Source organism: Tenacibaculum aquimarinum, from assembly GCF_022478115.1.
Classification (GTDB): domain Bacteria; phylum Bacteroidota; class Bacteroidia; order Flavobacteriales; family Flavobacteriaceae; genus Polaribacter; species Polaribacter aquimarinum_A.
In genome coordinates this window covers 213,464-238,759 of the sequence record NZ_JAKGSC010000003.1, presented here as the reverse complement: position 1 = coordinate 238,759, position 25,296 = coordinate 213,464, and the positions used below count along the sequence as shown (strand labels likewise).

General features: G+C 30.5%; 26 protein-coding genes. 6 read left to right on the top strand and 20 right to left on the bottom strand.

Going from position 1 to position 25,296, the window contains the following annotated elements; translation table 11 throughout:
* Nucleotides 1-10: 10 nt before the first annotated feature.
* Complete coding sequence (locus L1S33_RS09220) at nucleotides 11-2,398, bottom strand: zinc-dependent metalloprotease (RefSeq protein WP_240562102.1); 2,388 nt, start codon at nucleotides 2,396-2,398, stop codon at nucleotides 11-13.
* Nucleotides 2,399-2,484: 86 nt separating this feature from the next.
* Here L1S33_RS09220 and prfB point away from each other — a divergent pair, with 86 nt between their 5' ends.
* Both prfB and arsC read left to right on the top strand, forming a co-directional pair.
* The gene (gene prfB, locus L1S33_RS09215) at nucleotides 2,485-3,579 is read left to right on the top strand and encodes a peptide chain release factor 2 (RefSeq protein ID WP_240552733.1); all 1,095 of its coding nucleotides are present in this window, start codon (nucleotides 2,485-2,487) and stop codon (nucleotides 3,577-3,579) included.
* A gap of 102 nt (nucleotides 3,580-3,681) precedes the next feature.
* A complete protein-coding gene (gene arsC, locus L1S33_RS09210; protein WP_240562101.1) occupies nucleotides 3,682-4,023 on the top strand; it encodes an arsenate reductase (glutaredoxin) in 342 nt (113 codons plus the stop codon).
* A gap of 26 nt (nucleotides 4,024-4,049) precedes the next feature.
* Here arsC and L1S33_RS09205 read toward each other — a convergent pair whose 3' ends face one another.
* The 17 genes from L1S33_RS09205 to L1S33_RS09125 form a co-directional block, all read right to left on the bottom strand.
* Complete coding sequence (locus tag L1S33_RS09205; protein WP_240562100.1) at nucleotides 4,050-5,012, bottom strand: glycosyltransferase; 963 nt, start codon at nucleotides 5,010-5,012, stop codon at nucleotides 4,050-4,052.
* A gap of 132 nt (nucleotides 5,013-5,144) precedes the next feature.
* A complete protein-coding gene (locus tag L1S33_RS09200; protein WP_240552736.1) occupies nucleotides 5,145-5,660 on the bottom strand; it encodes a hypothetical protein in 516 nt (171 codons plus the stop codon).
* A gap of 4 nt (nucleotides 5,661-5,664) precedes the next feature.
* Nucleotides 5,665-7,317, bottom strand: coding sequence for a DNA repair protein RecN (gene recN / locus L1S33_RS09195; protein WP_240562099.1), 1,653 nt, complete (start codon nucleotides 7,315-7,317; stop codon nucleotides 5,665-5,667).
* 58 nt (nucleotides 7,318-7,375) lie between these two features.
* Entirely contained in the window at nucleotides 7,376-8,266 is an 891-nt protein-coding gene (gene porD, locus L1S33_RS09190) for a type IX secretion system protein PorD (protein WP_240552738.1), read from the bottom strand.
* Complete coding sequence (coaBC, locus tag L1S33_RS09185) at nucleotides 8,259-9,470, bottom strand: bifunctional phosphopantothenoylcysteine decarboxylase/phosphopantothenate--cysteine ligase CoaBC (RefSeq protein ID WP_240562171.1); 1,212 nt, start codon at nucleotides 9,468-9,470, stop codon at nucleotides 8,259-8,261. The genes porD and coaBC overlap by 8 nt, the downstream gene beginning before the upstream one ends.
* A 1-nt stretch (nucleotide 9,471) precedes the next feature.
* Nucleotides 9,472-9,792, bottom strand: a complete 321-nt coding sequence (locus L1S33_RS09180; RefSeq protein WP_240552739.1) for a DNA-directed RNA polymerase subunit omega — start codon at nucleotides 9,790-9,792, stop codon at nucleotides 9,472-9,474.
* A 2-nt stretch (nucleotides 9,793-9,794) separates the two neighbouring features.
* A complete protein-coding gene (locus L1S33_RS09175; protein WP_240552740.1) occupies nucleotides 9,795-10,607 on the bottom strand; it encodes an outer membrane protein assembly factor BamD in 813 nt (270 codons plus the stop codon).
* 268 nt (nucleotides 10,608-10,875) lie between these two features.
* The gene (locus tag L1S33_RS09170; RefSeq protein WP_240562098.1) at nucleotides 10,876-11,388 is read right to left on the bottom strand and encodes a ferritin; all 513 of its coding nucleotides are present in this window, start codon (nucleotides 11,386-11,388) and stop codon (nucleotides 10,876-10,878) included.
* A gap of 90 nt (nucleotides 11,389-11,478) precedes the next feature.
* Nucleotides 11,479-12,354 (bottom strand): 4-hydroxy-tetrahydrodipicolinate synthase, encoded by an 876-nt coding sequence (gene dapA / locus L1S33_RS09165; RefSeq protein WP_240552742.1) that lies wholly within the window; start codon nucleotides 12,352-12,354, stop codon nucleotides 11,479-11,481.
* A gap of 115 nt (nucleotides 12,355-12,469) precedes the next feature.
* Nucleotides 12,470-12,982 carry a DUF6913 domain-containing protein gene (locus L1S33_RS09160; RefSeq protein WP_240562097.1) on the bottom strand — a complete coding sequence of 171 codons (513 nt, stop codon included), beginning with the start codon at nucleotides 12,980-12,982 and terminating at the stop codon, nucleotides 12,470-12,472.
* Nucleotides 12,983-13,009: 27 nt separating this feature from the next.
* On the bottom strand, nucleotides 13,010-14,098 hold the full coding sequence (locus tag L1S33_RS09155) for an esterase-like activity of phytase family protein (RefSeq protein ID WP_240552744.1): 1,089 nt from the start codon (nucleotides 14,096-14,098) through the stop codon (nucleotides 13,010-13,012).
* Between the two features lie 19 nt (nucleotides 14,099-14,117).
* The gene (locus L1S33_RS09150) at nucleotides 14,118-14,780 is read right to left on the bottom strand and encodes a lysoplasmalogenase (protein ID WP_240562096.1); all 663 of its coding nucleotides are present in this window, start codon (nucleotides 14,778-14,780) and stop codon (nucleotides 14,118-14,120) included.
* Nucleotides 14,777-14,962, bottom strand: coding sequence for a hypothetical protein (locus L1S33_RS09145; protein WP_240552746.1), 186 nt, complete (start codon nucleotides 14,960-14,962; stop codon nucleotides 14,777-14,779). The genes L1S33_RS09150 and L1S33_RS09145 overlap by 4 nt, the downstream gene beginning before the upstream one ends.
* A gap of 8 nt (nucleotides 14,963-14,970) precedes the next feature.
* Nucleotides 14,971-16,968 (bottom strand): NAD-dependent DNA ligase LigA, encoded by a 1,998-nt coding sequence (ligA, locus tag L1S33_RS09140; protein ID WP_240562095.1) that lies wholly within the window; start codon nucleotides 16,966-16,968, stop codon nucleotides 14,971-14,973.
* 6 nt (nucleotides 16,969-16,974) lie between these two features.
* Nucleotides 16,975-17,538 carry a hypothetical protein gene (locus tag L1S33_RS09135; RefSeq protein WP_240562094.1) on the bottom strand — a complete coding sequence of 188 codons (564 nt, stop codon included), beginning with the start codon at nucleotides 17,536-17,538 and terminating at the stop codon, nucleotides 16,975-16,977.
* Between the two features lie 307 nt (nucleotides 17,539-17,845).
* A complete protein-coding gene (locus L1S33_RS09130) occupies nucleotides 17,846-19,288 on the bottom strand; it encodes a glyceraldehyde-3-phosphate dehydrogenase (RefSeq protein ID WP_240562093.1) in 1,443 nt (480 codons plus the stop codon).
* A 160-nt stretch (nucleotides 19,289-19,448) separates the two neighbouring features.
* Nucleotides 19,449-20,828, bottom strand: coding sequence for a S1C family serine protease (locus L1S33_RS09125; RefSeq protein ID WP_240562092.1), 1,380 nt, complete (start codon nucleotides 20,826-20,828; stop codon nucleotides 19,449-19,451).
* Between the two features lie 135 nt (nucleotides 20,829-20,963).
* Between L1S33_RS09125 and dapF the strand changes: the two genes are divergently transcribed.
* From dapF to L1S33_RS09105, 4 genes are all read left to right on the top strand, one after another.
* Nucleotides 20,964-21,734 carry a diaminopimelate epimerase gene (gene dapF, locus L1S33_RS09120; RefSeq protein WP_240562091.1) on the top strand — a complete coding sequence of 257 codons (771 nt, stop codon included), beginning with the start codon at nucleotides 20,964-20,966 and terminating at the stop codon, nucleotides 21,732-21,734.
* Nucleotides 21,734-22,264, top strand: a complete 531-nt coding sequence (locus L1S33_RS09115; RefSeq protein ID WP_240562090.1) for a GNAT family N-acetyltransferase — start codon at nucleotides 21,734-21,736, stop codon at nucleotides 22,262-22,264. Before dapF ends, L1S33_RS09115 begins: the two co-directional genes overlap by 1 nt.
* A 44-nt stretch (nucleotides 22,265-22,308) precedes the next feature.
* The gene (gene mltG / locus L1S33_RS09110) at nucleotides 22,309-23,334 is read left to right on the top strand and encodes an endolytic transglycosylase MltG (protein ID WP_240562089.1); all 1,026 of its coding nucleotides are present in this window, start codon (nucleotides 22,309-22,311) and stop codon (nucleotides 23,332-23,334) included.
* A 215-nt stretch (nucleotides 23,335-23,549) separates the two neighbouring features.
* Nucleotides 23,550-24,113: a peptidoglycan-binding protein LysM gene (locus L1S33_RS09105; protein WP_240552754.1), complete on the top strand. Its 564-nt coding sequence runs from the start codon at nucleotides 23,550-23,552 to the stop codon at nucleotides 24,111-24,113.
* On the opposite strand, the gene L1S33_RS09100 is transcribed toward L1S33_RS09105, so the two are convergent.
* Together L1S33_RS09100 and L1S33_RS09095 are read right to left on the bottom strand one after the other, a co-directional pair.
* Entirely contained in the window at nucleotides 24,110-24,817 is a 708-nt protein-coding gene (locus L1S33_RS09100) for an SAM-dependent methyltransferase (protein ID WP_240552755.1), read from the bottom strand. The two genes, L1S33_RS09105 and L1S33_RS09100, sit on opposite strands and share 4 nt — an antisense overlap.
* Nucleotides 24,817-25,263 (bottom strand): low molecular weight protein-tyrosine-phosphatase, encoded by a 447-nt coding sequence (locus L1S33_RS09095; protein ID WP_240562088.1) that lies wholly within the window; start codon nucleotides 25,261-25,263, stop codon nucleotides 24,817-24,819. Before L1S33_RS09095 ends, L1S33_RS09100 begins: the two co-directional genes overlap by 1 nt.
* Nucleotides 25,264-25,296: the final 33 nt, after the last annotated feature.

Here is a 25,296-nt window from a genome sequence, read left to right as displayed (position 1 = left end):
ATAGTTCTTTTTAATATTTGTAATCACTTCCAATTGGCGAACCATCTGGAATTTTTGGTGCATTTATTTTCACAAATTTAGACGGATTCTTTTTATAATTAACAATCATTTCTAAATAATGTTTATCATTTCCTTTTAGCATTAATTTAGTGAAGGATTTGTTTAAAACAGACTTTACTTGTGGATATACATTTTTATTTGAAGCCAAAGTAAACATTGCATTTAAGACTTCAACTTGAACAACTTCTTGCAATGCTTGATGATAAGAATCTTTGTATTTTTTATCGAAAGAACTAGTAATTAAATCTTCAATTACTTCAGCAAAACCCAATTGTTTTTCATCTAAACTTTTATGTTGCACTAATCTATTTGCTCTATCTGGATGTAATAAATAACTCAACGTAAATGCGGTTGCTGTTTGCACTGCTCCATATGGGTCAAACGCAACACCAACCTTCGATTTAAAGCTTTCTCGAGTTCTGCCGTAACCATATGCTCTTGGTGGAAATAACGCTAATAACTTCTTCGGAATTGCAATTTCTTCAACATTTATGGTTTTTAATAATGCCCTTAAAGCATCTCTTTGTGTTTTACCATCAACTCTTTTTACTATAAGTTCTTTTTGACCTTTTACGGCATAGGTATAATCCAATCCACCAATAATTTTTGAAGTTGCATCAGTTTGAAATCTGTGGAAAAAATACAACGGAACAAACACATCTTCTAATACAGAATACGGTGTTTTACTTCGAACATTATCCGAAGAAAAATTAGCAATTGCATGTTTTCTAATTGCCAACACATTTTCTAATTCTTTAGAAGCCGATTTTCCGTTATCCCATAAATGAGAATATGCATGCGCACTTCCTTTAGACCTTGAATCAGTATCAGTTATAAATCGAAATCCTTTATCAAAAGCTTCGTCTAATAGTTTTTCTAATTGTTGTTTTTCATCATTTACAAAATCTTGATATGCATAAGCAACTGTAATTTTATCCCAATCTCCTATTTTATCATCATACGCTTCTGAAAAATCTACTTTTCCTTTTTTTAAGGATAATTTCGGATGCGGATAATCCATAACAGAACTTCTATTATTTGAACTTGCAGCAAAGTTATGAGCAAACCCTAAAGTGTGTCCAATTTCATGCGCAGATAATTGTCTAATTCTTGCAATTGCCATTTCTAAGGCAAATTTATCATCAGAATCATTAAATTTATAAGGTGCTTGCAACGCTTGCGCAATTAAAAAATCTTGTCGAATACGTAAGCTTCCTAAACTAACATGCCCTTTAATTATTTCTCCAGTTCTTGGGTCAGAAATATTTCCTCCATAACTCCAACCTCTTGTAGAACGATGCACCCACTGAATCATATTATAACGCACATCTAATGGATCTGCACCTTCAGGTAACATTTTTACTTGGAAAGCATCTTTATAACCTGCAGCTTCAAAAGCTTGGTTCCACCAACGACCACCTTCTAATAAAGCGGAACGAACTGGCTCTGGAGTTCCTCTGTCTAAATAATAAATTATAGGTTCTTTTGCTTCAGATATTGTTGCATTCGGATTTTTCTTTTCCAATCGATGACGGTAAATAAAACGTTTTGTAATTGGTTCATCAACTGGAGTTGCATAATCCATATAGGTCATTTGCCAAGAACCACAACGAGGATCATAAACTCTTGGTTTGTAATTATTATCAGGCAATTCTACAAAAGAATGATGTTGATTAACAGTAACCAAACTTGCATCTGGTGTTACACTTCTTATCTTATAACCTTTAGGAGTTCCTTTAAAGGTAAGTATTATATCAAATTCAACATTTTTAGGAAATGCTTTTGTTCTATCTAAATTAAAAGCCGATTTACTTTTATCTAAACTATAACTTCCCTGCTTATTTCTTGCTAAAGTACTTTTAACTCCATGCGCGTCACGCATAAAAAAATCGGTTGCATCCACTAAAAATTGTCCGTTTTTTTCTTCTTTAACTATAAAACCATGTAAAACAGATTTTGCAAAGGCTTCTTTTACAGATTGTTTTTCTTCTTTATTATCGGTTATTGCTCTAAAATCTTGATTCGGCTGAATTAATAAAATTTTGTTTCCTGCTTTTTTAAAATACACTACAACACCATTTCCTAATTGACCTCTATCCAAGCCAATATCGTTAGAACCAACACCTTCAGAAAGTGAACGAACGTAAAGAAATTCAGTATTTAAATTATTAATTTGAATAAATATCTTATCAGAGGTATCATCATAATAAAACGGAAAATAACCTTCATATTTAGTAATCCCTTTTTTTAAAGATGTTCCAGAATTTTCAGTGAAAAATTGAGAAAATCCTTCAACAGAAAAAGCAATAAAAAACAGAATAAGCAGTAATTTTTTCATGTTTGGTATAATTTCTATAAATCTATAAAATAAGGAGCAGTTTTAAAACAAGAAATCTTAAAAATTCAGTTATTTTTGTTCAACGTATGATTACACAAGACCAACTTAAAGATATTGCCACCAGAATTGAAAAATTAAAATCTTATTTAGAAATAGATAAAAAATTAATTGAAATTTCTAACGAAGAAGAAAAAACGGCAAATCCAGATTTTTGGAACGATCCAAAAGCAGCTGAACTTGTTATGAAAGAACTTCGTTTTAAGAAAAAATGGGTAGAAGATTACAATAAATCCATTACATTAAATGACGATGTTAATGTCTTATACGAGTTTTACAAAGAAGGTGAAGTTGAAGAATCTGAAATTAACGCACAATTTGAAAAACTAAGCACATTTATAGAAGATATTGAATTTAAAAACATGCTTTCTGAAGAAGGTGATTCTTTATCTGCAACTGTTCAAATTACAGCTGGAGCTGGCGGAACAGAAAGTTGCGATTGGGCAGAAATGCTTTACAGAATGTACACAATGTGGGCAGAAAAACAAGGTTACAAACTTAAAACGCTCAACTACCAAGCTGGCGATGCTGCCGGAATAAAAACCGTAACTTTTGAAGTTGATGGAGATTATGCTTTCGGTTGGTTAAAAGGAGAAAATGGTGTACACAGATTGGTGCGTATTTCTCCGTTTGATAGCAACGCAAAAAGACACACTAGCTTTGCTTCGGTTTATGTGTATCCAGTTGCAGACGATTCCATTGAAATAGAAGTAAATCCTGCCGATATAGAAATTACAACAGCACGTTCAAGTGGCGCTGGAGGACAAAATGTAAACAAAGTTGAAACTAAAGTTCAGTTACATCACAAACCAACCGGAATTCAGATTCAGTGTTCTAACTCGCGTTCTCAACACGATAATAGAGCAACAGCTATGAAAATGTTAAAATCTCAACTGTACGAAATTGAGCTACAAAAACAACAAGCTGCACGTGCAGATATTGAAGCTAATAAAATGAAAAACGAATGGGGAAGTCAAATTCGTAATTACGTAATGCATCCTTATAAATTGGTAAAAGACGTAAGAACTGCACATGAAACCGGTAATGTAGACAATGTTATGAATGGAGATATTCAACCATTTTTAAAGGCGTTTTTAATGTTAAACGGACAGAAGAAAGAATAAGTAGTATTCAGTGTTCAAAACCAAAAACATTAACGAATGTTATTCCGAAATGAGCTTTTTTAAGCGATTGAGGAACCTCAATTTAGAAACTAAAACAAAAAAATGATAAAAATATACCACAATAATAGATGCAGTAAATCTCGTTTAGGAGTAGCTCTTTTAGAAGAATCTGGAAAAGAATTTGAAGTTGTAAAATATTTAGAAAACATTCCTTCAGAAAAAGAATTAAAAGAAATTATTAAGCTTTTAAAAATTGCTCCAATTGAGTTGGTTCGCAAAAATGAAAAAGTTTGGAAAGAAGAATTTAAAGGAAAAGAGTTATCAGATGCTGAAATTATTTCTGCAATGATTCAAAATCCAAAACTAATTGAAAGACCAATTATCATAAATGGAAACAAAGCTGTAATTGGACGACCAACTGAAAAAATTTTAGAAATAATTTAATTAAAGCTCTCAAGAAATTGGGAGCTTTATTTTTTAAAAAAATTTGATTCTAAAAAACCAATTCCGTAGCCAATAAACTGCGTAAAGCTAGTTATTACACTTAAAAAAGCAACTGCAATATTTTTATTTTGAAGTAAAGAATCAATAAAAATTAAGATAAAATACAATCCGTAACAGTAAAGTAATTGATTAAAACCAAAGATTGCCATTATAATACTAACATCGAATCCGATTATGAATAAACTTGGAAACCAATAGGTTATTTTAGCTGTTTCTGGATACTTTTTATTTAAAATTGGTCTTGCGGTTCCAAATGAGAAAGTCTGTTTAAAAAACTGCTGAATTGTACTTCTACGTTTATGATATACAAATGCTTTTTCAATCAATTGTGTTTGGAATCCATTTTTCCAAAGTCTAAATGTTAAGTCAATATCTTCACCGGTTTTCATTTTAGAAAATCCGTTTGTTTTTTCGAAAGCTGTTTTAGACAAACCTAAATTGAAACTTCTTGGTTGAAATTTACCAACTGCGTTTTTTTTACCTCTAATTCCGCCAGTTGTTAAAACAGCTGTCATTGAGTAATTTATTGCTTTCTGTAAATTGGTAAAACTTTTATGTGCTGCATCTGGTCCTCCATAAGCATCGGTATAATTGAGTTTTAATGCTTTTTTTACTTCGGATAAATATTGAGGTGGAACAATTACATCGCTATCTAAAATAATAAAGTAATTACCTGAAGCGCGTTGCATTCCATAGTTTCTGCTTGCTCCTGCTCCACTGTTCTCTTTAAAAAAATATTGAATGTTTAATTCATTCGCATATTTATTTACAATTTCTTGTGATGAGTTTTCTGAGCCATCTTCTACAATTACAATTTCAAAAGTGTCTGAGAAATTTTGTTTTATAAGACTTTCTAACAATTCGTCAATTTCCTGCGGTCTGTTATAGACCGGAATTATTATTGAAAATGAAAAATTAGAAAGTGTCAAAAGTTCTTTGTTTTCTATTAATTAGCAAACAATCTTAGCCCTGATTGAGCGGTTTGTTTGAGCTCGTTGAGGAACGAAACAGCGAGTAGCGAAAGCAGGAAATAGCTTCTAAAAAACTGCTGTTTTGATTCTCTATTTATTAATCAGTTTTAGTTTTTGTAAAAGGTTCATTTTTCCTTTTACTCTATTTACAGCAGCATATAATTCGTCTAAAAACTGATTGTTTATAGCGCCTTTTATAGCTAATTTATAAAAATTAAATGCTTCCATTAATTCTCCTTTTAACTCAAATGATTGTGCCATTTTGTTATAGATTGTTGCTGGATCTGCGACGTTTTTAGCTATTGCATTGTTTCCAAAATGTATCATATCGTCATACAAATTCATTTCTACAAGTAAATATGCATAATTTGCATAAACGCCTTGGTAATCTGGTGAAAACTTTATAGCCAATTCTAAATGATATTTTGCTTTTGGATAGTTGTTAAATTTAACGCTATACAACCAACCTAAATGATTGTGCGCTCTTCCGTAATCTGGAAAATCGCTTAATAAATCTATTAAAATTTCTTTAGCTTCAACAATTTTATTGTCGTCAATTAATTGATCTGCTTCAAAAAATAAATTTTCTGCTTTATTATCACTCATAATTTTAGTTCAATAATTCTTTTGCATGTGTAAGTGCGCTGTCTGAAATATCTTTTCCGCTTAGCATTTCAGCTATTTCTACAATACGTTCATCTAAAGATAACTGCTTTAAGTTTGTAGTTGTAACGCCGTTTACTTCTTCTTTATACACTTTATAATGCTGTGTTCCTTTTGCTGCAATTTGCGGTAAATGCGTAATAGTAATTACTTGCATATTTGCGCTCATTTGCTGCATAATCGTTGCTATTTTATTAGAAACTTCTCCTGAGACTCCTGTGTCAATTTCATCAAAAATAATGGTTGGCAATTTGCTGTTTTGCGATAATACTTTTTTTACTGAAAGCATTATACGAGACAATTCTCCACCAGAAGCTACTTTTTTTAATTCGCCAAAACTACCTCCTTTATTTGCTGAAAACAGGAATTCTAATTCGTCTTTTCCGTTTGAAAAATAATTGTCTGTTTCTTTTATTTTGATTGAAAAACGTGCGTTTTCCATACCTAAATCTGCTAATAAAACTTCTAACTCTTTTGTTAATTTTGGTATGCTTTTATTTCTTGAAGTAGAAATCATTGTAGCAACGTCATCTAACTTTTTTGCTACTGTATTAATTTCTTCTTGTTTTTTATTTATGGTTTCTTCTGCACTTTCTACTTGACCAACTTTGTCTGAAAGTGTTGCGTGTATTGCTTGTAATTCTTTAATAGAACTTACAGTATGTTTTTTCTGAAGATTATAAATTAATTGTAATCTATCGTTTATTTTTTCTAATTCATTAGGGTTGAAATCAACATTTTCATTTGCGGTTTCTAATTCGGAAACAATATCGTCAAATTCTATTTTTACAGAAGAAATTCGTTCAGAAAGTTCTTTGTATTCTTTAGAAAAATCAGCTATTTTACTTAAACTGAATTCAATTGAATTTAATAGAGATTGAGTACCAATTTCATCGTTTACAGCAATTTGAAGCGATTCTGATAAATTCAGTTTTATATCTTCAATATTATTGAGTTTATCTAACTTTTCTTCTAACTCTTGCTGTTCATCTATTTGCAACTTAGCTTCTTCGAACTCATTAAACAAATGCAAGTTATAATCGTATTGCTGATTAGCTTCTTGTTGTTTTTGTTGAAGCTCTACCAACTCTTTTTGTAACTTATTATACTGAACTAATCCGCGTTTATAAGATGCAATTTTCGTTTGGTTCTTCGCTAAAGTATCTAATACTGAAAACTGAAAATTAGTGTCTGAAAGTTCTGATGTTTGATGTTGTGAGTGCACATCAATCAATTTAGATTTTAACTCATTTAAAACGGATAAAGTTACTGGCGTATCGTTTACAAATGCACGCGATTTACCAGAAGGCAAAATCTCTCTTCTAATTATTGTATTTGCTTCGTAATCTAAATCAACTTTATCAAAAAAAGTTTGTAAATTATAGTTACTAATTGCCAATTGCGCTTCTACAACACATTTTTTAGCGGTATCTTTTAATGTTGAAGAATCTGCTCGGTTACCTAAAACGAGGCCAAGAGCTCCTAAAAGAATTGATTTACCTGCACCAGTTTCTCCAGTGATTATAGACAATCCTTTTGTAAAATCAATACTTAACTGATTTATTAACGCGTAATTTTGTATGGATAATTGTGTAAGCAAGTTTTATAAAAATAAGAATATAAAAGTACTTAATTTGGATGAATTAGAGTAATAAATATTACTCAATCTTACGCCACTTATTTCCTTGAGTTGGCATTATCTTTTGTAAAACAGTTGCCATTTTTTGTTGGTTTCTCGATTCTTTTCCATCTGTAAAAACAGTAACTATTTCATCTGACTTTGCATCTAAGAAAACACGAATCATATAATTACCAACATCTTTATTAAACAGTTTTTCAAGCTGTGTTACACTTAATTCAATCTGCTGCTTTCCGTTGGTTAAATCTGAAGAAAATTTATCCAATCCGTTTCTATGAAAGTTGTAGTAAATACTTCTTAAAGTTGCATATTTAGGCGATAGAAAGTTGTCTATGAGTTCAAATCGATTTTGAGAACCTACTTGATTTTGCCAACCAGAAATACCACTTTGTTGTGCTTGAAGCATTACTCTTTCGGCTTCTTTTAAATAACTTTGACCTCCTTTTAAAGCAAATGTATCTGCATCTACTCCTAAAATTGTGTACACATAAAATACAATGGTTGAAACTAAATTAGAATCAAACTGAGTTGCGTTGAATAACAATGGATCAAACTCATTATAACGGAAACTAAAGTTACCATCATTTATATTTAAAACAGGCGTTTCATAAGTAGAACCAAATACTGGTCTTGTAGATTGTACTTGAATACTTGCATCAAAATTATTACCCGATTGGTTACTAACGATTATAGTAAAAGCACAATTAATTCTTTCTTGTGGTTTTACCGTTTTATTAGTCCATTCTGTTTGGTTAATAAATTCTGTTAATGCTGTTTCTAAAGTTGAATAAACTTGTTTATTTGTACTTTGAACTTGATCTGCATTAACCGTTACCAAGGCATTTAACTCTTGAGAGTTTGCAATTGTAATTGATAAAAAACAAGTTAAAACAAGTACTATATTACGCATCTATTCTGTTTATAATTTCATTAATAATATCTTTCGATACTTCTTTTTTAGATTTTAACTCAAACACTTGTTGGCTAAAATCTGCATCAATAATAGTAATTTTATTTGTATCTCCTGCAAAACCTGCTCCTTTATCTTGTAACGAGTTTAAAACAATTAAATCTAAATTTTTACTTTTTATTTTCTTCTTAGCATTTTCTACTTCGTTATTTGTTTCCAAAGCAAAACCTACTAAAAATTGATTCGTTTTAATTTCTCCTAAAGATTTTAAAATATCTTTTGTTGGCGATAACTCTATAGTTAACGAAGCATCTTTCTTTTTTATTTTTTGAGTTGCTATATTTTTTGGTTTATAATCTGCAACTGCGGCAGATAAAATAGCAATATTTACAGTTTTGTATACATTATGACATGCATTATACATTTCTTCTGCAGATTTCACATCTATTCTTTGAATAAAAGAATGACTTACTTTTTGGCTAGATGGACCAGAAACTAAAAATACTTCTGCTCCTAAATTTGCTGCTGTTTTTGCAACTTCAAATCCCATTTTACCTGAAGAATGGTTTCCAATAAAACGAACTGGATCTATAGCTTCATAAGTTGGACCAGCTGTTATTAATACTTTTTTTCCGCGAAGTGGAAGTTTAGCATGTACATCTTTTTCTATAAAAGAGACAATATCTTCTGGTTCTGCCATTCTTCCTTCTCCAACTAAACCACTAGCTAATTCGCCAGAAGTTGCAGGAATCATAACATTTCCAAAACTTTGTAATTTGTCTAAACTTGTTTTTGTTGATGGATGAATATACATATCCAAATCCATTGCAGGAGCAAAATACACTGGGCATTTTGCAGATAAATAGGTTGCTAACAACAAATTATTACACGTTCCATTTGCCATTTTAGATAATGTATTTGCAGTTGCAGGAGCAACTAAAAACACATCTGCCCAAAGGCCTAAATCTACATGATTATTCCATAATTCATTTTCATCTTCTTTATCATAAAAAGTTGAATGAACTGGGTTTTTAGAAAGTGTGGAAAGTGTAAGTGGTGTTATAAAATCTTTAGACGCAGGTGTCATTATAACTTTGACTTCTGCGCCTGATTTTATAAATAAACGGACTAAGCTAGCCGTTTTATAAGCGGCAATACCAGCTGTAATGCCAAGTAATATTTTTTTACCGCTTAATACAGACATATTATTCTGCGTCTGGTGTTCTGTGGTATACTTTATCATTTAACCATTCTTCAACAGCTAATGCAGTTGGTTTTGGTAAACGCTCGTAAAATTTAGAAACTTCAATTTGTTCTTTGTTTTCAAAAACCTCTTCTAAACTATCGTTGTATGTTGCAAACTCTTCTAGTTTCTCTACTAATTCTTTCTTTAAATCAGAATTAATTTGAGTAGCTCTTTTTGCTATAATTGAAATTGCCTCATAGATGTTATCTGTTGGGGCTTCAATTGCACCTTTATCATACGTTATTGTTGTACTAGCTGCATTTGTGTCTTTATAATCCATAATTAAATTTTTGCAAATTGTTTTTGTTCTTCTTGTAATTCTGCTAACATTTCGTTAGAATCTTTCATAAATTTAGATTCTGGGAAATTTCTTTTTAGCTTTTGATAAGCAGTTATTGCTTCTTTAATACGCTCTTCTTTTCTTCTCTTTGTACTTTTTAAAGCAAAATCATTTGCTGCTTTAAAACGGTAATACAATGCTTCTTCTTTAAACTCTGTTCCTAAATAATCTGATAAAAGATTATCGAAAGCTTGTATAGCTGCCTTATAATTTCTTGTATCATAATCTGCAGTTCTATAATATGTTTTAGCTATTTCAAAAGATTTTTTCTCTAATTTATAGCGTATTTCTTTATAATATTTATTTGCCTCAGCCGTTTTAGAAGAGTTTGGGTTTTCATCTATAAACTTTTGAAAAGCATTTAAAGCTTTATTTGTATCTGTTGGATCTAAACTGAAACGTGGTGCAGCTTTATAATAGGATAATGCAGATAAAAATGCAGCTTCTTCCTTTTTAGAACTTTTAGGATAATTCTGAGTAAACCTGTCAAAATAATAACCAGCTAGACTGTAAATTTTCTCATTAAAATTAGAGTTTGCTACCATAAACTGGATACGTTCCATTTGTGGTTTACCTCGATAGCTTGGTGTTATTTTTTCGAACAAACGTATAGCCTTACCGTACTTTTGGGCTTCATACATTTTTACAGCCATCTTGTACTGATCTTCTGTTGTTCCTTTATTTAATACTTTTTGATATTCGCCACACGAAATTAAAAGTAAACTGAACGCCAATAAATATACTACTTTCTTCATTATTATATCCCAAATAGGTCGGGTGCAAAATTAGTGATTAATTATGGATTATTAAAACGATTTTTCACACAGTAAATTGTGCGGTGCAATAAACCACAAAATCTCTAAAAATTTTCCGAATTTTATACTAAAAGTTTGTTAATTGATAACAACCTATATTTACTAAAGCTGGCAAACAAGCTTAGCCCTGATTGAACGGTTTGTTTGAGCTCTTTTTTGTTTTTCTCAAAAAAAGCGAGTAGTGAAAGCAGGAAACAGCTTCTAATTGTTATTGTTGATCGGTGTTTTGTTGCCCAACAATTTGCTTTACATCATTATCAAATAGATACAAACCTCCTTTATCGTCTCCAATTAGGTTAATTTTATCTAAGATATTTCTTGCTAATGCTTCTTCTTCTATTTGTTCAGAAACGTACCATTGTAAGAAATTATGTGTTGCATAATCGCGTTCTTCTAATGTTATATGTACTAAATCGTTGATAGATTTTGATACAAATACTTCATGATCAAAAAGTGTTTGAAACATGTTTTTAAACGAACCAAATTCTGTTGGTGGCGCTGCTAATTCAGATATTTTTGCGTGTCCACCTCTTTCGTTTACAAACTTTACTAGTTTTAACATGTGCATACGTTCTTCGTCTGAATGTGCGTACATAAACTGCGCAACACCCTCAAAACCTTGTGTTTCTGCCCAACATGCCATTGATAAATATACTTGTGAAGATTCTGCTTCTATAGTGATTTGGCTATTTAATGCCTCTTCTATTTTTTTTGATAACATAATTTTATTTTTAATACTTCAAAGATGCTAAAAAAAGACCACAATATTGCTATTGTGGTCTTTTGTTTCTCTAATTTTTGTTTAGACAAATTATAAATTATCTATAAACTGTGCTAGTTTTTTTTGTGATTCTGAGGAAGCTTTTACCAATGGTAATCTTACTTCGTCTGAACAGATATTTAACTTATGTAATACCGATTTTATTCCTGCTGGATTGTTTTCTTCGAAAATACCATTAATTAAATCCATTAATTTGTAATGAATTTTATAGCCTTCTACGTTATTTCCTGCTAATCCAAAATTAATCATTGTTGAAAATTCTTTTGGTAATGCTTGCCCTATAACAGAAATTACTCCAGAACCTCCTGCTAAAGTTGTTCCTAAAGCTAAATCATCGTCTCCAGAGATTATTAAAAAATCTGCAGGCTTGTTTTTTATTAGCTCGTAATATTGTTGTTGATTGTTACCTGCTTCTTTAACTGCTACAACATTTTTAAAGTCTTTTGCTAAACGTAACGTTGTTGCTGGCTCCATGTTTTTTGCAGTTCTTCCAGGAACATTATATAAAATTATGGGCTTATCTGTTGCTTCTGCAATGGCTTTAAAGTGCTGATAAAAACCTTCTTGGGTTGGTTTGCTATAATAAGGTGCTACTGATAAAATTCCATCTATATTAGACAAGTCTCTTGTTTGTAATTCTTTTACAACATTTGCTGTATTATTACCTCCAACTCCTAAAACTAAAGGTAAACGACCTTTATTTTCGGCAACGATTACAGCAATTATTTCTTGCTTTTCTTCTTCGGTAATTGTTCCGCTTTCTCCTGTTGTACCGTTAATTACAAGATAATTTGTTCCGTTATCTATATTATAATTTACTAATTTTTTAAGTGCTCCAAAATCTACACTTAAATCATTATTAAATGGTGTTACTAACGCAACTCCTGTTCCTATAAACTTTTGCATTCTATCGTTTTTTAAAGTACCGTAAAAATACTTCTTTTTTGGAGACTTTGATTAATAAAAGCTTAGCGATGGTTAAATTTTACAGATTGGTTTTAACTGTTTAATTTTAATCATTCTACAGTTTATCTAAAATTTGTAAGTACTTTTTTAATTCTGATAAAAATTCTGAAGTATTATCTGCTTTAGAATGAATTTCCAACTCAAATAAGTCTGCGTTTACATTTGCAAAACCTACTTTGTATGTTGCTTTAGATTTAGCTGTAGCGTATTCTAAGTATAAATGATTTGCATCAAAAAAACCGATTAATAAATCAAATGGTTTATTTAAAAAAGTATTAAAATCTTCATCAACAACCTTTCCACTTTTTGCAAGGTCTTTTTCTGAAAAATGAATTGTTGATATTTCATTTTGTTTATCAAACTTTCTAAAACTATATATTTTAGTGTTTTTAATTGCTAATGATTTTTCAACAAGGCTTTGTAAATTATATTTTTGAGAAATTTCTTCTGTAGTAATAATTGCTACTGTTTTAACTTTATTAGATTTAGAACCTACTAAGGTTTCTAATTGTAATTTCGCTAATCTCTTTGCAAGAACTGTTTCTTTTTTCTTAAAAAAATTGAACACTTATAGGATATTATTATGTTTAATCGTTTATTTTTCTACTATTTCTAACAACAAAAACTGATTAAGTTGTTTTCCGTAAACTTGAAAATTATCATCAGAAATAACTAATAATGATTTGTTTCCGTTTGCCAATGTTGGTCCAAAAGTAATTCCTTCTATATTATCAATTATTCCGTCAGTTAACTTATTTTCTACATCTGCAAAATTAAATAACAATCTCTTTTTAAGAGGAACAAACTCCGTTTCTTCCAAAGAATCTACATCTAAAGTATTTGTAGTTTCATTTTCTACCGTTGCTTCAAAAATTCTTATAATATTTCCGTGAGCGCCGTAACCACTTTGATACGTTCTTTCAATTATAAAGAAATGATTGTCTTTGTACTCTAAAATAGCCGTTAAACCATTTAAATTAATTTTTGCTTTTGCAGGTTTAGTAATGTGTTCTAATTGATATGCAAATTGTTTTGTGGCTTTCTTAGAGGTTTTATCAAAATAAGTAATTCTAATTGGTGATGATGTTTTATTAAAAGTTGGTTCATCTCCATCAGTTAATAAAGGTGATTCCATTGCAACCCAAAAACCTTTATTATTGCTACTTTTAGAAGAACCTTCAAAAGCTCCATTATGCTTTAACTTTGCAATATCATTAGGTATAAAATAATTTGGAATATTATAATTATGCACTAATTTACCTAAAGTGTCTGTTGTAAATACTGAAGGACTTTCTCCTTTTACAATAGAACCTTCACTAACAAAATTTACTTCTTGAGTTTCTTCATCAACAAAAATTGATTCTAAATCTAAGAAATTATTTTTATAAAAAGTTTCCGTTGAATCATTTAAAGAAACTACATCTACAAAATCAATTGATGAAATTGTGTCTTTATCAAATTTAATTTTTGATTTAACAAATCTTGGATCTCTAGAATCGTCTACAACAAAGTAAAAGTATCCGTTTGCATAATCTACTCCAGATAAGCCTCCTATAATTGTGTTTTTATATTTCAAAGAATCTGCAATTACATATTCATCTAAAAAGTTTAACTGGATTTTAGATTCAGTTTTACAAGAAACAAACTGAAAAACTACAAAAAAGGTAAAGATTATTTTTTTCATCTGCTCCAAATATAGCGTTTTAATTATTATTTGATTTGGCAACAACAGCTTTAACTATAAGGTACTGAGAAACAATATACAATACAATTATTAACACATTAAACAAGTGTTTTGGGCTGTAGAAATTGTTAATTGCTATTAAACTATCTGACGCTATAAATAAAATTGCACCTATTAGTAAACTTAAATTAGCTTTAGATCTTTCTTGTCTATAATTTAACAATGCAAATGCTCCAAAAACAGAAATTACCAATCCGTAAACAATTACAGGAATTAACATTTCACCCAAATTGTTTTTTATAAATTGAAGTACTCCTAAAAATATCATAGCAAATGGAGGAAAACAAATCAATAATTCTTTAACGTTGAATTTAGTTAAAAACTGTTTCGTCATTACTATATACAAACAATGTGCTATTAAAAAAGAACCTAAGCCAAATACAAAGTAATTGGTTTTATCTAGCAAAAAAACATCTCCCCAAAACGAAAAGAATAAAGCAGAAACCAACCAAAAGTTAGGCTTTTTTACTGAAACCAAATAGACAATAACCAACGTTGTCATTAACAATGGTTTAAAAATCATTTCTAAAGTTTTGTCTTGAATTATTACTGCATAGACATCAATAATTGTTACTATTAAAAAAAATAATGATGCAATTATTATTTTGGTTTGTTTGGTCATAGTTTATTTAAAATATACAATGTTATAGCAGATAATAACAATAAAGTTATAATTCCAATAATTCTATTTATAGAATTATATTTCTTATCTAAATACTTCTTATTATTTCTTCTATCAGGATCTAAAATGAGTAGAACAAAAGAACCAATCATTTCAATAAAACCAAAATGTTTTTTTCTCATTTGTGTTTTTACTTTATCATTACAATAAAATCTTGTTCAGAAATAATTTCAACACCTAAATCTTGAGCTTTAGTTAATTTACTTGGCCCCATATTATCTCCAGCAACAATAAAACTTGTTTTTTTAGAGATGGAAGAACTTACTTTTCCGCCATTATCTTCTATAGCTTTCTTGAGTTCGTTTCTACTCATTTGATAAAAAACACCTGAAACAACAATTACTTTTCCTTGTAATTTATCGGTTTGATTTGCTAAATTTTCTGCGGAAACCTCTAATTGAACTCCATAACTTTTTAATCTATCAATTAATTGAATGTTTCCTAAATCTTGAGAAAAATCGATAACACTTTGCGCAATTCTTTCTCCAATTTCATCTACCGAAATTAGCGTTTCTAAATCTGCTGCCATTAAGTTATCAATTGACTTAAAGTGTTTTGCTAATTTCTTAGCAACTGTTTCTCCAACAAATCGAATTCCCAAAGCAAATAATACTTTCTCAAACGGAATTTCAGTTGATTTTTTTATTCCATCAACCATATTCTGCGCAGATTTCTCTGCCATTCTTTCTAATGGAATTACTTGTTCTACTCGTAAATCGTATAAATCTGCGTAATTATGAATTAAACCTTCTTTTCTAAGTAAGTCAACTGTTTCTCCGCCTAAACCATCAATATCCATGGCTTTTCTACTGATAAAATGCTGAATTCTTCCTGTTATTTGTGGAGCACAACCAAACTCATTTGGGCAATAATGTTTTGCATCGCCTTCGGTTCTTACCAATAAAGTATTACATTCTGGACAATTTGTTGCGTATATTGTTGGTTGAGAATCTTCAGGACGTTTAGTTAAATCTACTGCAATTATCTTCGGAATAATTTCGCCGCCTTTTTCAACAAAAACAGTGTCATTTATTCTAATATCTAACTTTTCAATTTGATCTGCATTGTGTAACGAAGCTCGTTTTACAACAGTTCCTGCTAACTGAACTGGTTCTAAGTTTGCTACTGGAGTTATTGCTCCAGTTCGTCCAACTTGATACGTAATTTCATTTAAAACAGTAGAAACTTGCTCCGCTTTAAACTTATATGCAATTGCCCAACGTGGTGCTTTTGCGGTATATCCTAACTCTTCTTGCTGTTGTAAATTATTAACTTTTACTACAACTCCGTCGGTTTCGTATGGTAAATCGTGTCTTTTTGAATCCCAAGAGTTTACAAAATCAAAAACGGCATCAATAGATGTTGCTAGCGTTATTGTTTTTGGTACTTTAAAACCTACTTTTCTAGCATTTTCTAAACTTTCAAAATGTGTTTTATATTTTCTTTCTGAAGTTACTACTTGATACAATAAACAATCTAGCGGACGTTTTGCAACCTCTGAACTGTCTTGTAATTTTAGACTTCCGCTTGCGGTGTTTCTTGGGTTTTTATATTCTTCTTCTCCATTTTCCACACGTTCTTCATTCATTTTATTGAAGCCGTCTAATGGTAAAATAATTTCTCCTCGCATTTCGAAATCAGTTACAAAATCGTTTTTTAAATGCAATGGAATCGATTTTATGGTTCTAATGTTTTTTGATACATCATCTCCTTGAAAACCATCGCCACGAGTTACTGCTTTTACAAATTTGCCGTTTTCAAAAGTTAGGTTAATGGAAGCTCCATCGTATTTTAGCTCACAGGTATATTCAATATCATCTGTTCCTAACATTTTTTGAATACGCTTTTCCCAATCTAACAAATCTTCTTTAGAGTATGAATTGTCTAAAGAATACATTCGGTTTTTATGTGTAACCGTTTCAAAGTTTTTTGTAATTCCACCTCCAACTCTTTGCGTTGGTGAATTTGCATCGAAAAACTGGGGGTTTTCTTCCTCCAACTTCTCTAATTCTTTTAATTTTATATCGAAATCGAAATCGGAAATTGTTGCATTATCCAACACATAATAATTGTAGTTATGTGTTCTTAATTCGTCGCGAAGTACTTCTATTTGTTGTTGAATTGTCATTTAAAATTACTTTCTTACAGTTCCTGAAAAGTGATTTATTTTTGAGTTGATTGGATTTCCAGAAGACCTTCTATAAGAAGCTAGTTGTCCTGTATGCCAAATTGCATCTGCAATTGGACCGTTTATTAAATAATAAAAAGGCACTGTAATTTCACCATCTTTCTCTGTATCAAATTCAGATATATCTTTACTTGCTTTTACACGATTGCTAACAGCTTCTAAATTATATAATGTTTGTGCTCTCATTTCTGTAAAAGACATTTCTTCTCTTGATTTACTTTGTTCAAATTTTGTTTTTGTGTACTTTAACAAGGTATTACTTAAACTGTAAACATGTTCTATAGTTTCTTGTGTAGTTCTTGCTTCTTCTGCCGATTGAAAAGCTAAATCTTTTGCTGTTAAACCTTCTGTAGACCAATAATAACGAAACCCTAAACCGTCTATCATTCTTCCTGCTACAGAACCTGCTGTATAGTTTTCCGTTGATTCTGAAATTTCATAATAGGGTAATTCTTGTGCTTGCATAAGGCTAATTGTTAGTAATAAAATAACAGAAAATATGATTTTCATTCGTGTTTTATTTTTTGATAAAAATACAGAAAAAACAAACAAATTCAACTATTGTTAAAACTATAAGTGAAATGTAATTTCACCTTTTTTCTTAAATTAAAAATAGGCCAACAAAAGCTTAACTTTTAGATTCTAAAAACTAGCAAAAAAGTTTAGCCCTGATTGAAGCGGCATCCTTTTTTGAAGCATGAAAAAAAGATATAGCGGAAAGCAGGAAATAGCTTCTTAAAATAAAAAACCGAAACATTTTTTTGTTTCGGTTTTTCGTCATTGTAGAGAATTAAATATAAGTAATCAAAACTTATTTCTAATAATATGTATATCTTCTTACTTTGGCAATATGTTTTGCAAGACGCATAACTTGATGAGAATATCCGTATTCATTATCGTACCAAACATAAATTACAATAGTATCTCCGTCTGTAATTGTTGCTTTACTATCAAAAATTGAGGGCGCAGTTGTACCAACAATGTCTGAAGAAACCAACTCATTGTCTAAAGAAAATTTAATTTGCTCGACTAAATCTCCTTCTAAAGCATACTTTTTCATAATTGAATTTACTGCTTCTGTTGTTACATTTTGGTGTAATTGCAAGTTTAAAATTGCTAAAGATCCGTTTGGAACTGGAACTCTAATTGCATTTGAGGTTAATTTACCTGCTAATGCTGGCAATGCTTTTGCTACTGCTTTTCCGGCACCTGTTTCTGTAATTACCATATTTAAAGCTGCTGCTCTTCCTCTACGGTATTTTTTATGCATATTATCTACCAAATTTTGGTCGTTTGTATATGCATGTATAGTTTCTAAGTGTCCTTTTTTAATTCCGAAGTTATCTTCTAAGACTTTTAAAACTGGCGTAATAGCATTTGTTGTACAAGATGCTGCTGAGAAAATATCGATATTATCTGGATTGTTTTCTAAGTGATTTACTCCGTGTACAATATTTGGAACTCCTGCTCCTGGCGCAGTTAATAAGACTTTACTTGCTCCTTTTGCTACTAAATGACGGCTTAATGCTTCTTTATCTCTAAAAGCACCTGTGTTGTCTATTACTAAAGCATCGTTAATTCCGTAAGCTGTATAATCGATATCTTCTGGTTTTGCAGCAGAAATCATGTGTACAGTTGTTCCGTTAATTACTAATGCATTGTTTTCTACATCTGTTTGTACAGTTCCTAAGAAATCTCCGTGAACAGAATCTATACTTAAAAGAGAAGCTCTTTTTTCTAATACTGTTTGGTTGATTTCTCCACGCGTTACAACGGCACGTAAACGTAGTTGAGATCCGCGTCCCATTTTACTCATTAACTCACGTGCTAATAAACGACCAATTCTACCAAAACCATATAAAACAACATCTCTAGGTTGTAGTTCTGCAACCTCTGCAATGTTTTTTAATTGATTTTTCACAAAGGCAACTTTGTCTTTACATCCATCTTCATTTAAAAAACATTCATAAGCTAGCTTACCAATATCTAATTTAGAAGCCGGTAATTCTAATTGCTGAATTGCTCTTGCAATATCTAATGCATCTTGAATTGTAATTGACTTTGCTACAAACTCACCTGCGTAGTTTATTAAGTTTAAAACTTCACTAGCTCTTTTATCAATTAATGTGTTACGGAATAAAACCAATTCTATTGATTTGTCGTACCATAAATCGTTTACAATATTGATAAACTCTGTAGTTGCTTTTCTTGTTTCAGCTTGTAAAACAACTTCTTTTTCGTAATTTACTATTGTTGACATAGTTATGTTGTTGAAAATTTTTAAAATTTGATGCAAAAGTATTTCTTTTTTTTAGAATACGAAATCGATTTCGTTATAATTTTTAAGTAAAAATTTACGGCATAAAAAATCCGGTTTTGATACCTCAAAACCGGATCTAAAAAACATAACTAACATGTATTTAAAATCTATATCGTTCTAATTCGCCTTTTGGATTTATTGTTTCTAAATAAAAGTGCTGATTACCTGTGTATTTATCTAAAATAGAAACAGCCTCTGAAGCACTATTAACTTTTATATTATTTATTTTTGTTAAAATATAACCTTTACCAACGTTAAAATAAGTAAAGCCTTTACTATTAGATGCATCTACAATTTTGGCTCCGTAAGAAATTCCTTTTTCCTTTTTCTCTTTTTCCGTTAAGTCTTTTAATTGTACACCAAATCCTTGTGAATAATACGTGTCCTTTTTACTTAATTTAACCTGTTTAATAAGCTCAGTTCCATTTCTATCTATAGTAATTTCAACAAAATCTCCAGGTCTTTTTGCTTTTAACTGTCCAGTAAGCTCAGAAAACTTAGAAATTTTTACATTATTTACTTTAACAATTACATCTCCATCTAAAATACCAGCGCTTTTTGCTCCTCCATCATCAGTTACAGATGCAATTTTAACACCTTCTATATCATTTGCAGAAGAAGATCCGTCAACATTTATTCCTAAAATAGCTTCTTGCACATTTCCGAACTCTAATAAATCATCTATGACTTTACGAGCAATATTTGATGGAACCGCAAAAGAATACCCAATAAAAGAACCCGTTTTAGAAGTAATAGCGGTATTAATACCTATTAACTCTCCTCTAATATTTACCAAAGCTCCTCCACTATTTCCTGGATTAACTGCCGCATCTGTTTGTATAAAAGCATCAATATTTCTATTTCCTTCCAAATCTCTTCCTTTAGCACTTACAATTCCTGCTGTTACAGTTGAGTTTAAGTTATAAGGATTACCAACAGCTAAAACCCATTCACCAATTTTAACATTGTCTGAATTTGCAAAAGGGATATAAGGTAAATCGAAACCAGCTTCAATTTTCAACAAAGCAATATCATTCTTTTCATCTGTAGCAATTAATTCTGCCTTATATTTTTTCTTATTATTTAAGGTAATCTCTAAATCGTTGGCGTTTGCAATTACGTGGTTATTAGAAACAATATAACCATCTGGAGAAATAATTACTCCACTTCCAGTACCAACTTGTGCTCTTGGAACTCCTCCGTAAAATAAATCTGACAGCGAGTTTACTGAAGATTTTGTGTTGGTATTTTTAACATGCACAACCGCGTGCACTGTTTTTTCTGCAGCCTCCGTAAAATCAGTTGGCGCAATTGAGGTATTTATAACTTCTGGATTATAATTTGCATTTACCATTTGCATATTAGGTGTTGTAGCTTGTTCAACCACAACTTGAGGTTTTTCAATTAATAATTTGTAACCTCCTAACGTTACTATTCCTCCAAGAATAGCAGCTCCAATAATTCCGAATACTTTTCTCATTTTTCTTTTTGTTTTTATTTATACTCAAATATACACTTTAAACAAATTCAATAAATCTGTTTAACTTCATTTTAACGGACTTTAACGGCTATTTAACAAGTTTTAAATGCTGCTAAATTTGCTATCTTTGTGGCAATGAATTTAACTTTTTATAAATATCAAGGCACAGGAAATGATTTTGTAATGTTCGACAACAGAACAAATACCTTTCCTAAAAACAACGTAGAAATAATCCATAAATTATCTAATAGAAATTTTGGAATTGGTTCGGACGGCGTTATTCTAATTGAGAATGATGAAAATGCTGATTTTAAAATGGTGTATTTTAATGCTGATGGAAGTGAAACTTTTTGCGGAAATGGAGCAAGATGTGCAGTTGCTTTTGCTAAAAAACTAAACATTATTGAAAAAGAAACTACTTTTTTAGCTGTTGATGGAAAACATTTTGCTAAAATTGAAGACGGTATTGTTTCTTTACAAATGATAAATGTTAGCGAAATACAACTAAATGAAAACTCAGTTTTTATGTATACAGGAACTCAGCATCATGTAGAAATTGTTGATGATTTAAAAGAGTATCCTGTTTTTAAAAACGGAAAAGAAATTAGAAACAGTTATCAAGATCCTGGAAGTAACGTAAACTTTGTACAACAAGTTGACGCTTCCACTTTTAGAGTTAGAACTTATGAAAAAGGTGTAGAAGATGAAACTTTAGCTTGTGGAACTGGAGTTACAGCAGTTGCTATTGCAATGCATAAAACAAATAAAACAAACAGCAACTTAATTTCTTTACCTGTTGAAGGAGGAAATTTAGAGGTTTCATTTACTGAAGAAAAAGGTGTTTATAAAAACGTTTTTTTAAAAGGGCCTGCTCAGTTTGTTTTTAAAGGCGAAATAGAAATATAATGCAAACACTTTTAGGTCAAAAAATAAAATTAAGAGCATTAGAACCAGAAGATCTAGAGTTTCTATATAACACAGAAAACAATGAAGCTTTTTGGGAAATTAGCCATACACAAACTCCTTTTTCTAAATTTTTATTGAAACAATATTTAGAAAATGCTCATTTAGATATTTTTGAAGCCAAACAACTTCGTTTAATAATTGAAGAAAATAACTCCAGCAAACAAATTGGAATGATCGATTTATTCGATTTTAACCCACAACACAAACGCGCAGGAATTGGTGTTTTAATTTCTGAAGAACACCAACATAAGGGTTTTGCTTCTGAAGCTTTACAATTATTAATCAATTATTGTTTTAAACACTTAAATTTACATCAACTTTTTGCCAATATTACAGAAGACAACGCTAAAAGCTTAACGTTGTTTAAAAAACATAATTTTGTGCAAATTGGCATAAAAAAAGACTGGATTTTATCCGAAGGAAATTATAAAAACGAAATCTTATTTCAACTTATCAATGAATCCTTCTAAGAGGGATTAAGTTATAAAATCTCAAGAAAAAATATTTAAATTTTATGAATAAAAAACTTTTATACGGAATTATTGGATTCCTTTTATTTGCAGGAATTATTGGATTCAACTACTATCAAAAGATTTTTGGAAACACTATTAAAGAAGATACAGTTCTTTTTGTGCGTACAAACGAAAGTCTTTTAGACATAAAAGAAAAGCTAACACCTTTTTCTAAAAGTCCACAAACATTTCTTTGGGTATCAGCTAAAAAGAATTTCTCTAAACCAAAACCTGGTAGATATTTACTTAAAGAAGGAATGTCTAATAACGACATCGTAAACATGTTACGCATTGGAAACCAAACTCCAATTAAAATAGCATTCAACAACCAAGATACTGTAGAAAAATTAGCAGGTAGAATTGCAGAGCAACTAGAAACTGACTCTCTTTCTTTACTGAACGCTTTTACAGATAAATCTTTTTTATCAAAAAACAACTTATCTAAAAAAGCAGCAATTCAAATTTATATTCCAAATAGTTATGAGGTTTATTGGAATACTTCAGCAGAAAAGTTTAGAGATAAAATGTTGCGAGAATACAATCGTTTTTGGAATTCTAGCAGGTTAGAAAAAGCAAAAAAACTAGACTTAACAAAAGATCAAGTAATAACATTAGCTTCCATAGTTCAGAAGGAAACTGCTCAAAAAAGTGAGCGCCCTATTGTTGCTGGATTGTATTTAAATAGACTAAAAGATGGTTGGCCGCTTCAAGCAGATCCAACAATTATCTATTGCGTTAAAGAAATTAAAGGGCAAGATTTTGTTGTAAAGAGAGTGCTTACTAAAGATTTGGAATTAAAATCGCCTTATAACACTTACAAAAACACGGGGTTACCTCCAACTCTAATTGCAATGCCAGACGTTTCTGCAATAGATGCCGTTTTAAACCCTGCTAAACACAAATACATGTATATGTGTGCTAGTGTTGATAAAATTGGTTTTCATGAGTTTGCAAAAACATTATCTCAACATAATAGAAATGCCGCAAAATACCAGCGTTGGATAAACAAAAGAGGAATTGATAGATAAAATTAACAAAATTTTATTCGCAATAAATTAACTGCTTTATTAAACACAATTCAATAGAAGTTAGATTAAACATATTCATCAATAAAAAAAGCACAGTGAAATTCCTAATTTGACAAAGTGAAAACACTGTAAATTATTGATTGCTAGTTGTTTAATTATTTTACTTGTATCTTTGCATCGCTAAACAGAAACAATTAGTTATTAGAAATTTAATATTGATTTTAGTTTTTATAGGTTTAACCAACTTTACTACTACTAACCCAAAGGAAAGTAAAACTATAAATAAAGCTACCGTTACAAATACAAATTCGGTAGTAATTCCTCTTTTACAAAAAGACTTTATTGGCTTTAAAGAAGCTTTAGCCTTTAAAGAATCTCAAGGAAAATACAATGCTGTTAATTCTCTAGGATATCTTGGTAAATACCAATTTGGTAAAACCACTTTACAACGTTTTAGAATATACAATACAAAAGCATTTTTAAACACTCCAGAATTACAAGAAAAAGCATTTATTGCACTTTGTAAAGTAAATAAATACATTTTAAGAAAGGACATAAAACGTTCTGTAGGAAAAACCATAAACGGTATTAAAATTACAGAATCTGGAATTTTAGCTGCCGCTCATTTAAGTGGTGCAGGAAATGTAAAAAAATACTTACGTAGTAAAGGCGCAACCAAGTTTTCTGACGCTTACGGAGCAACAATCGAATCTTATTTAAAGAAATTTAAAGGATATGATGTTTCTGTTATTAAAGCAAACAAAAAGGCTACAGTTTAATCTTTCTGAATAATAAAAATTGCTGGGCGTTTATGTAAATCTGGCTTTTGACGTTTCCAATCGTTTATAGAATATGTTTTAATATATTCTGAAGGAAGCGTAATATCGCAAGCAATACACAAGTTAGTTACAGGTGATAAAGCTGCTTTTAAATCTGCCAACATTTTCTCGTTTCTATACGGTGTTTCGATAAAAATTTGAGATTGATTTTTATCTTTAGATAATTTTTCTAAATCTTTAATTGCTCGCTTTCTTTCTGATTTGTCAATTGGCAAATAACCATTAAAAGCAAAACTTTGCCCGTTCATACCAGAGGCCATTATTGCCATTAAAATTGAAGAAGGCCCAACCAAAGGCACAACTTGTATATTATTATCGTGTGCTAACTTTACAATAGATGCTCCAGGATCTGCCACTGCAGGAACTCCTGCTTCAGAAAGTAAACCAACATTAACTCCTTTTTTACAAACATCTAAATAACTATCTGTTTCAAAAGCATCTGCATATTTATCCAAAAGCATTAATTCTAAAGATGCTTGTGATTTTTTTGGAGTGATTTTTTTAATAAACCTACGAGCCGATTTTTCATTTTCTACAATAAAATAATCAATTTGTTCGACAACTTTTTTTACCGATAATGGCATTACTTCTAAAGGTTCTGTATCTCCTAAAGTTGTAGGAATTAAATATAATTTACCGTTCATTATTGTAGTTTTTTAACAATTATAGCACAAGCTTCATCAAGCATTTCATAGACATTTTCAAAACCTAAATCTCCTCCATAATATGGGTCAGGAACATTGGCATCCGAATTGGGATGAATTTCATTAAGAATCATTTTTACTTTTCCGCTATCCGATTGATTTTTAGCTAATGATAAAATATCCTGAAAATTACTATCATCCATCGCATAAATAACATCAAAATTATCAAAATCTTCAACAGAAAACTTTCTGCTTCGCTGGTTTGTAATATCTATTCCATATTTCTTAGCAACATCAATAGAACGAGAATCTGGTAAATTACCAACATGATAACCTGCAGTTCCAGCAGAATCTACAAAAACATTATCTGAGACTTTAGATTGTAAGATTCCTTCCGCCAAAGGCGAACGACAAATATTACCTAAACAAACCATTAGTATTTTCATATAAAAAAGATTAAAAAAAACCTCACATAAAGT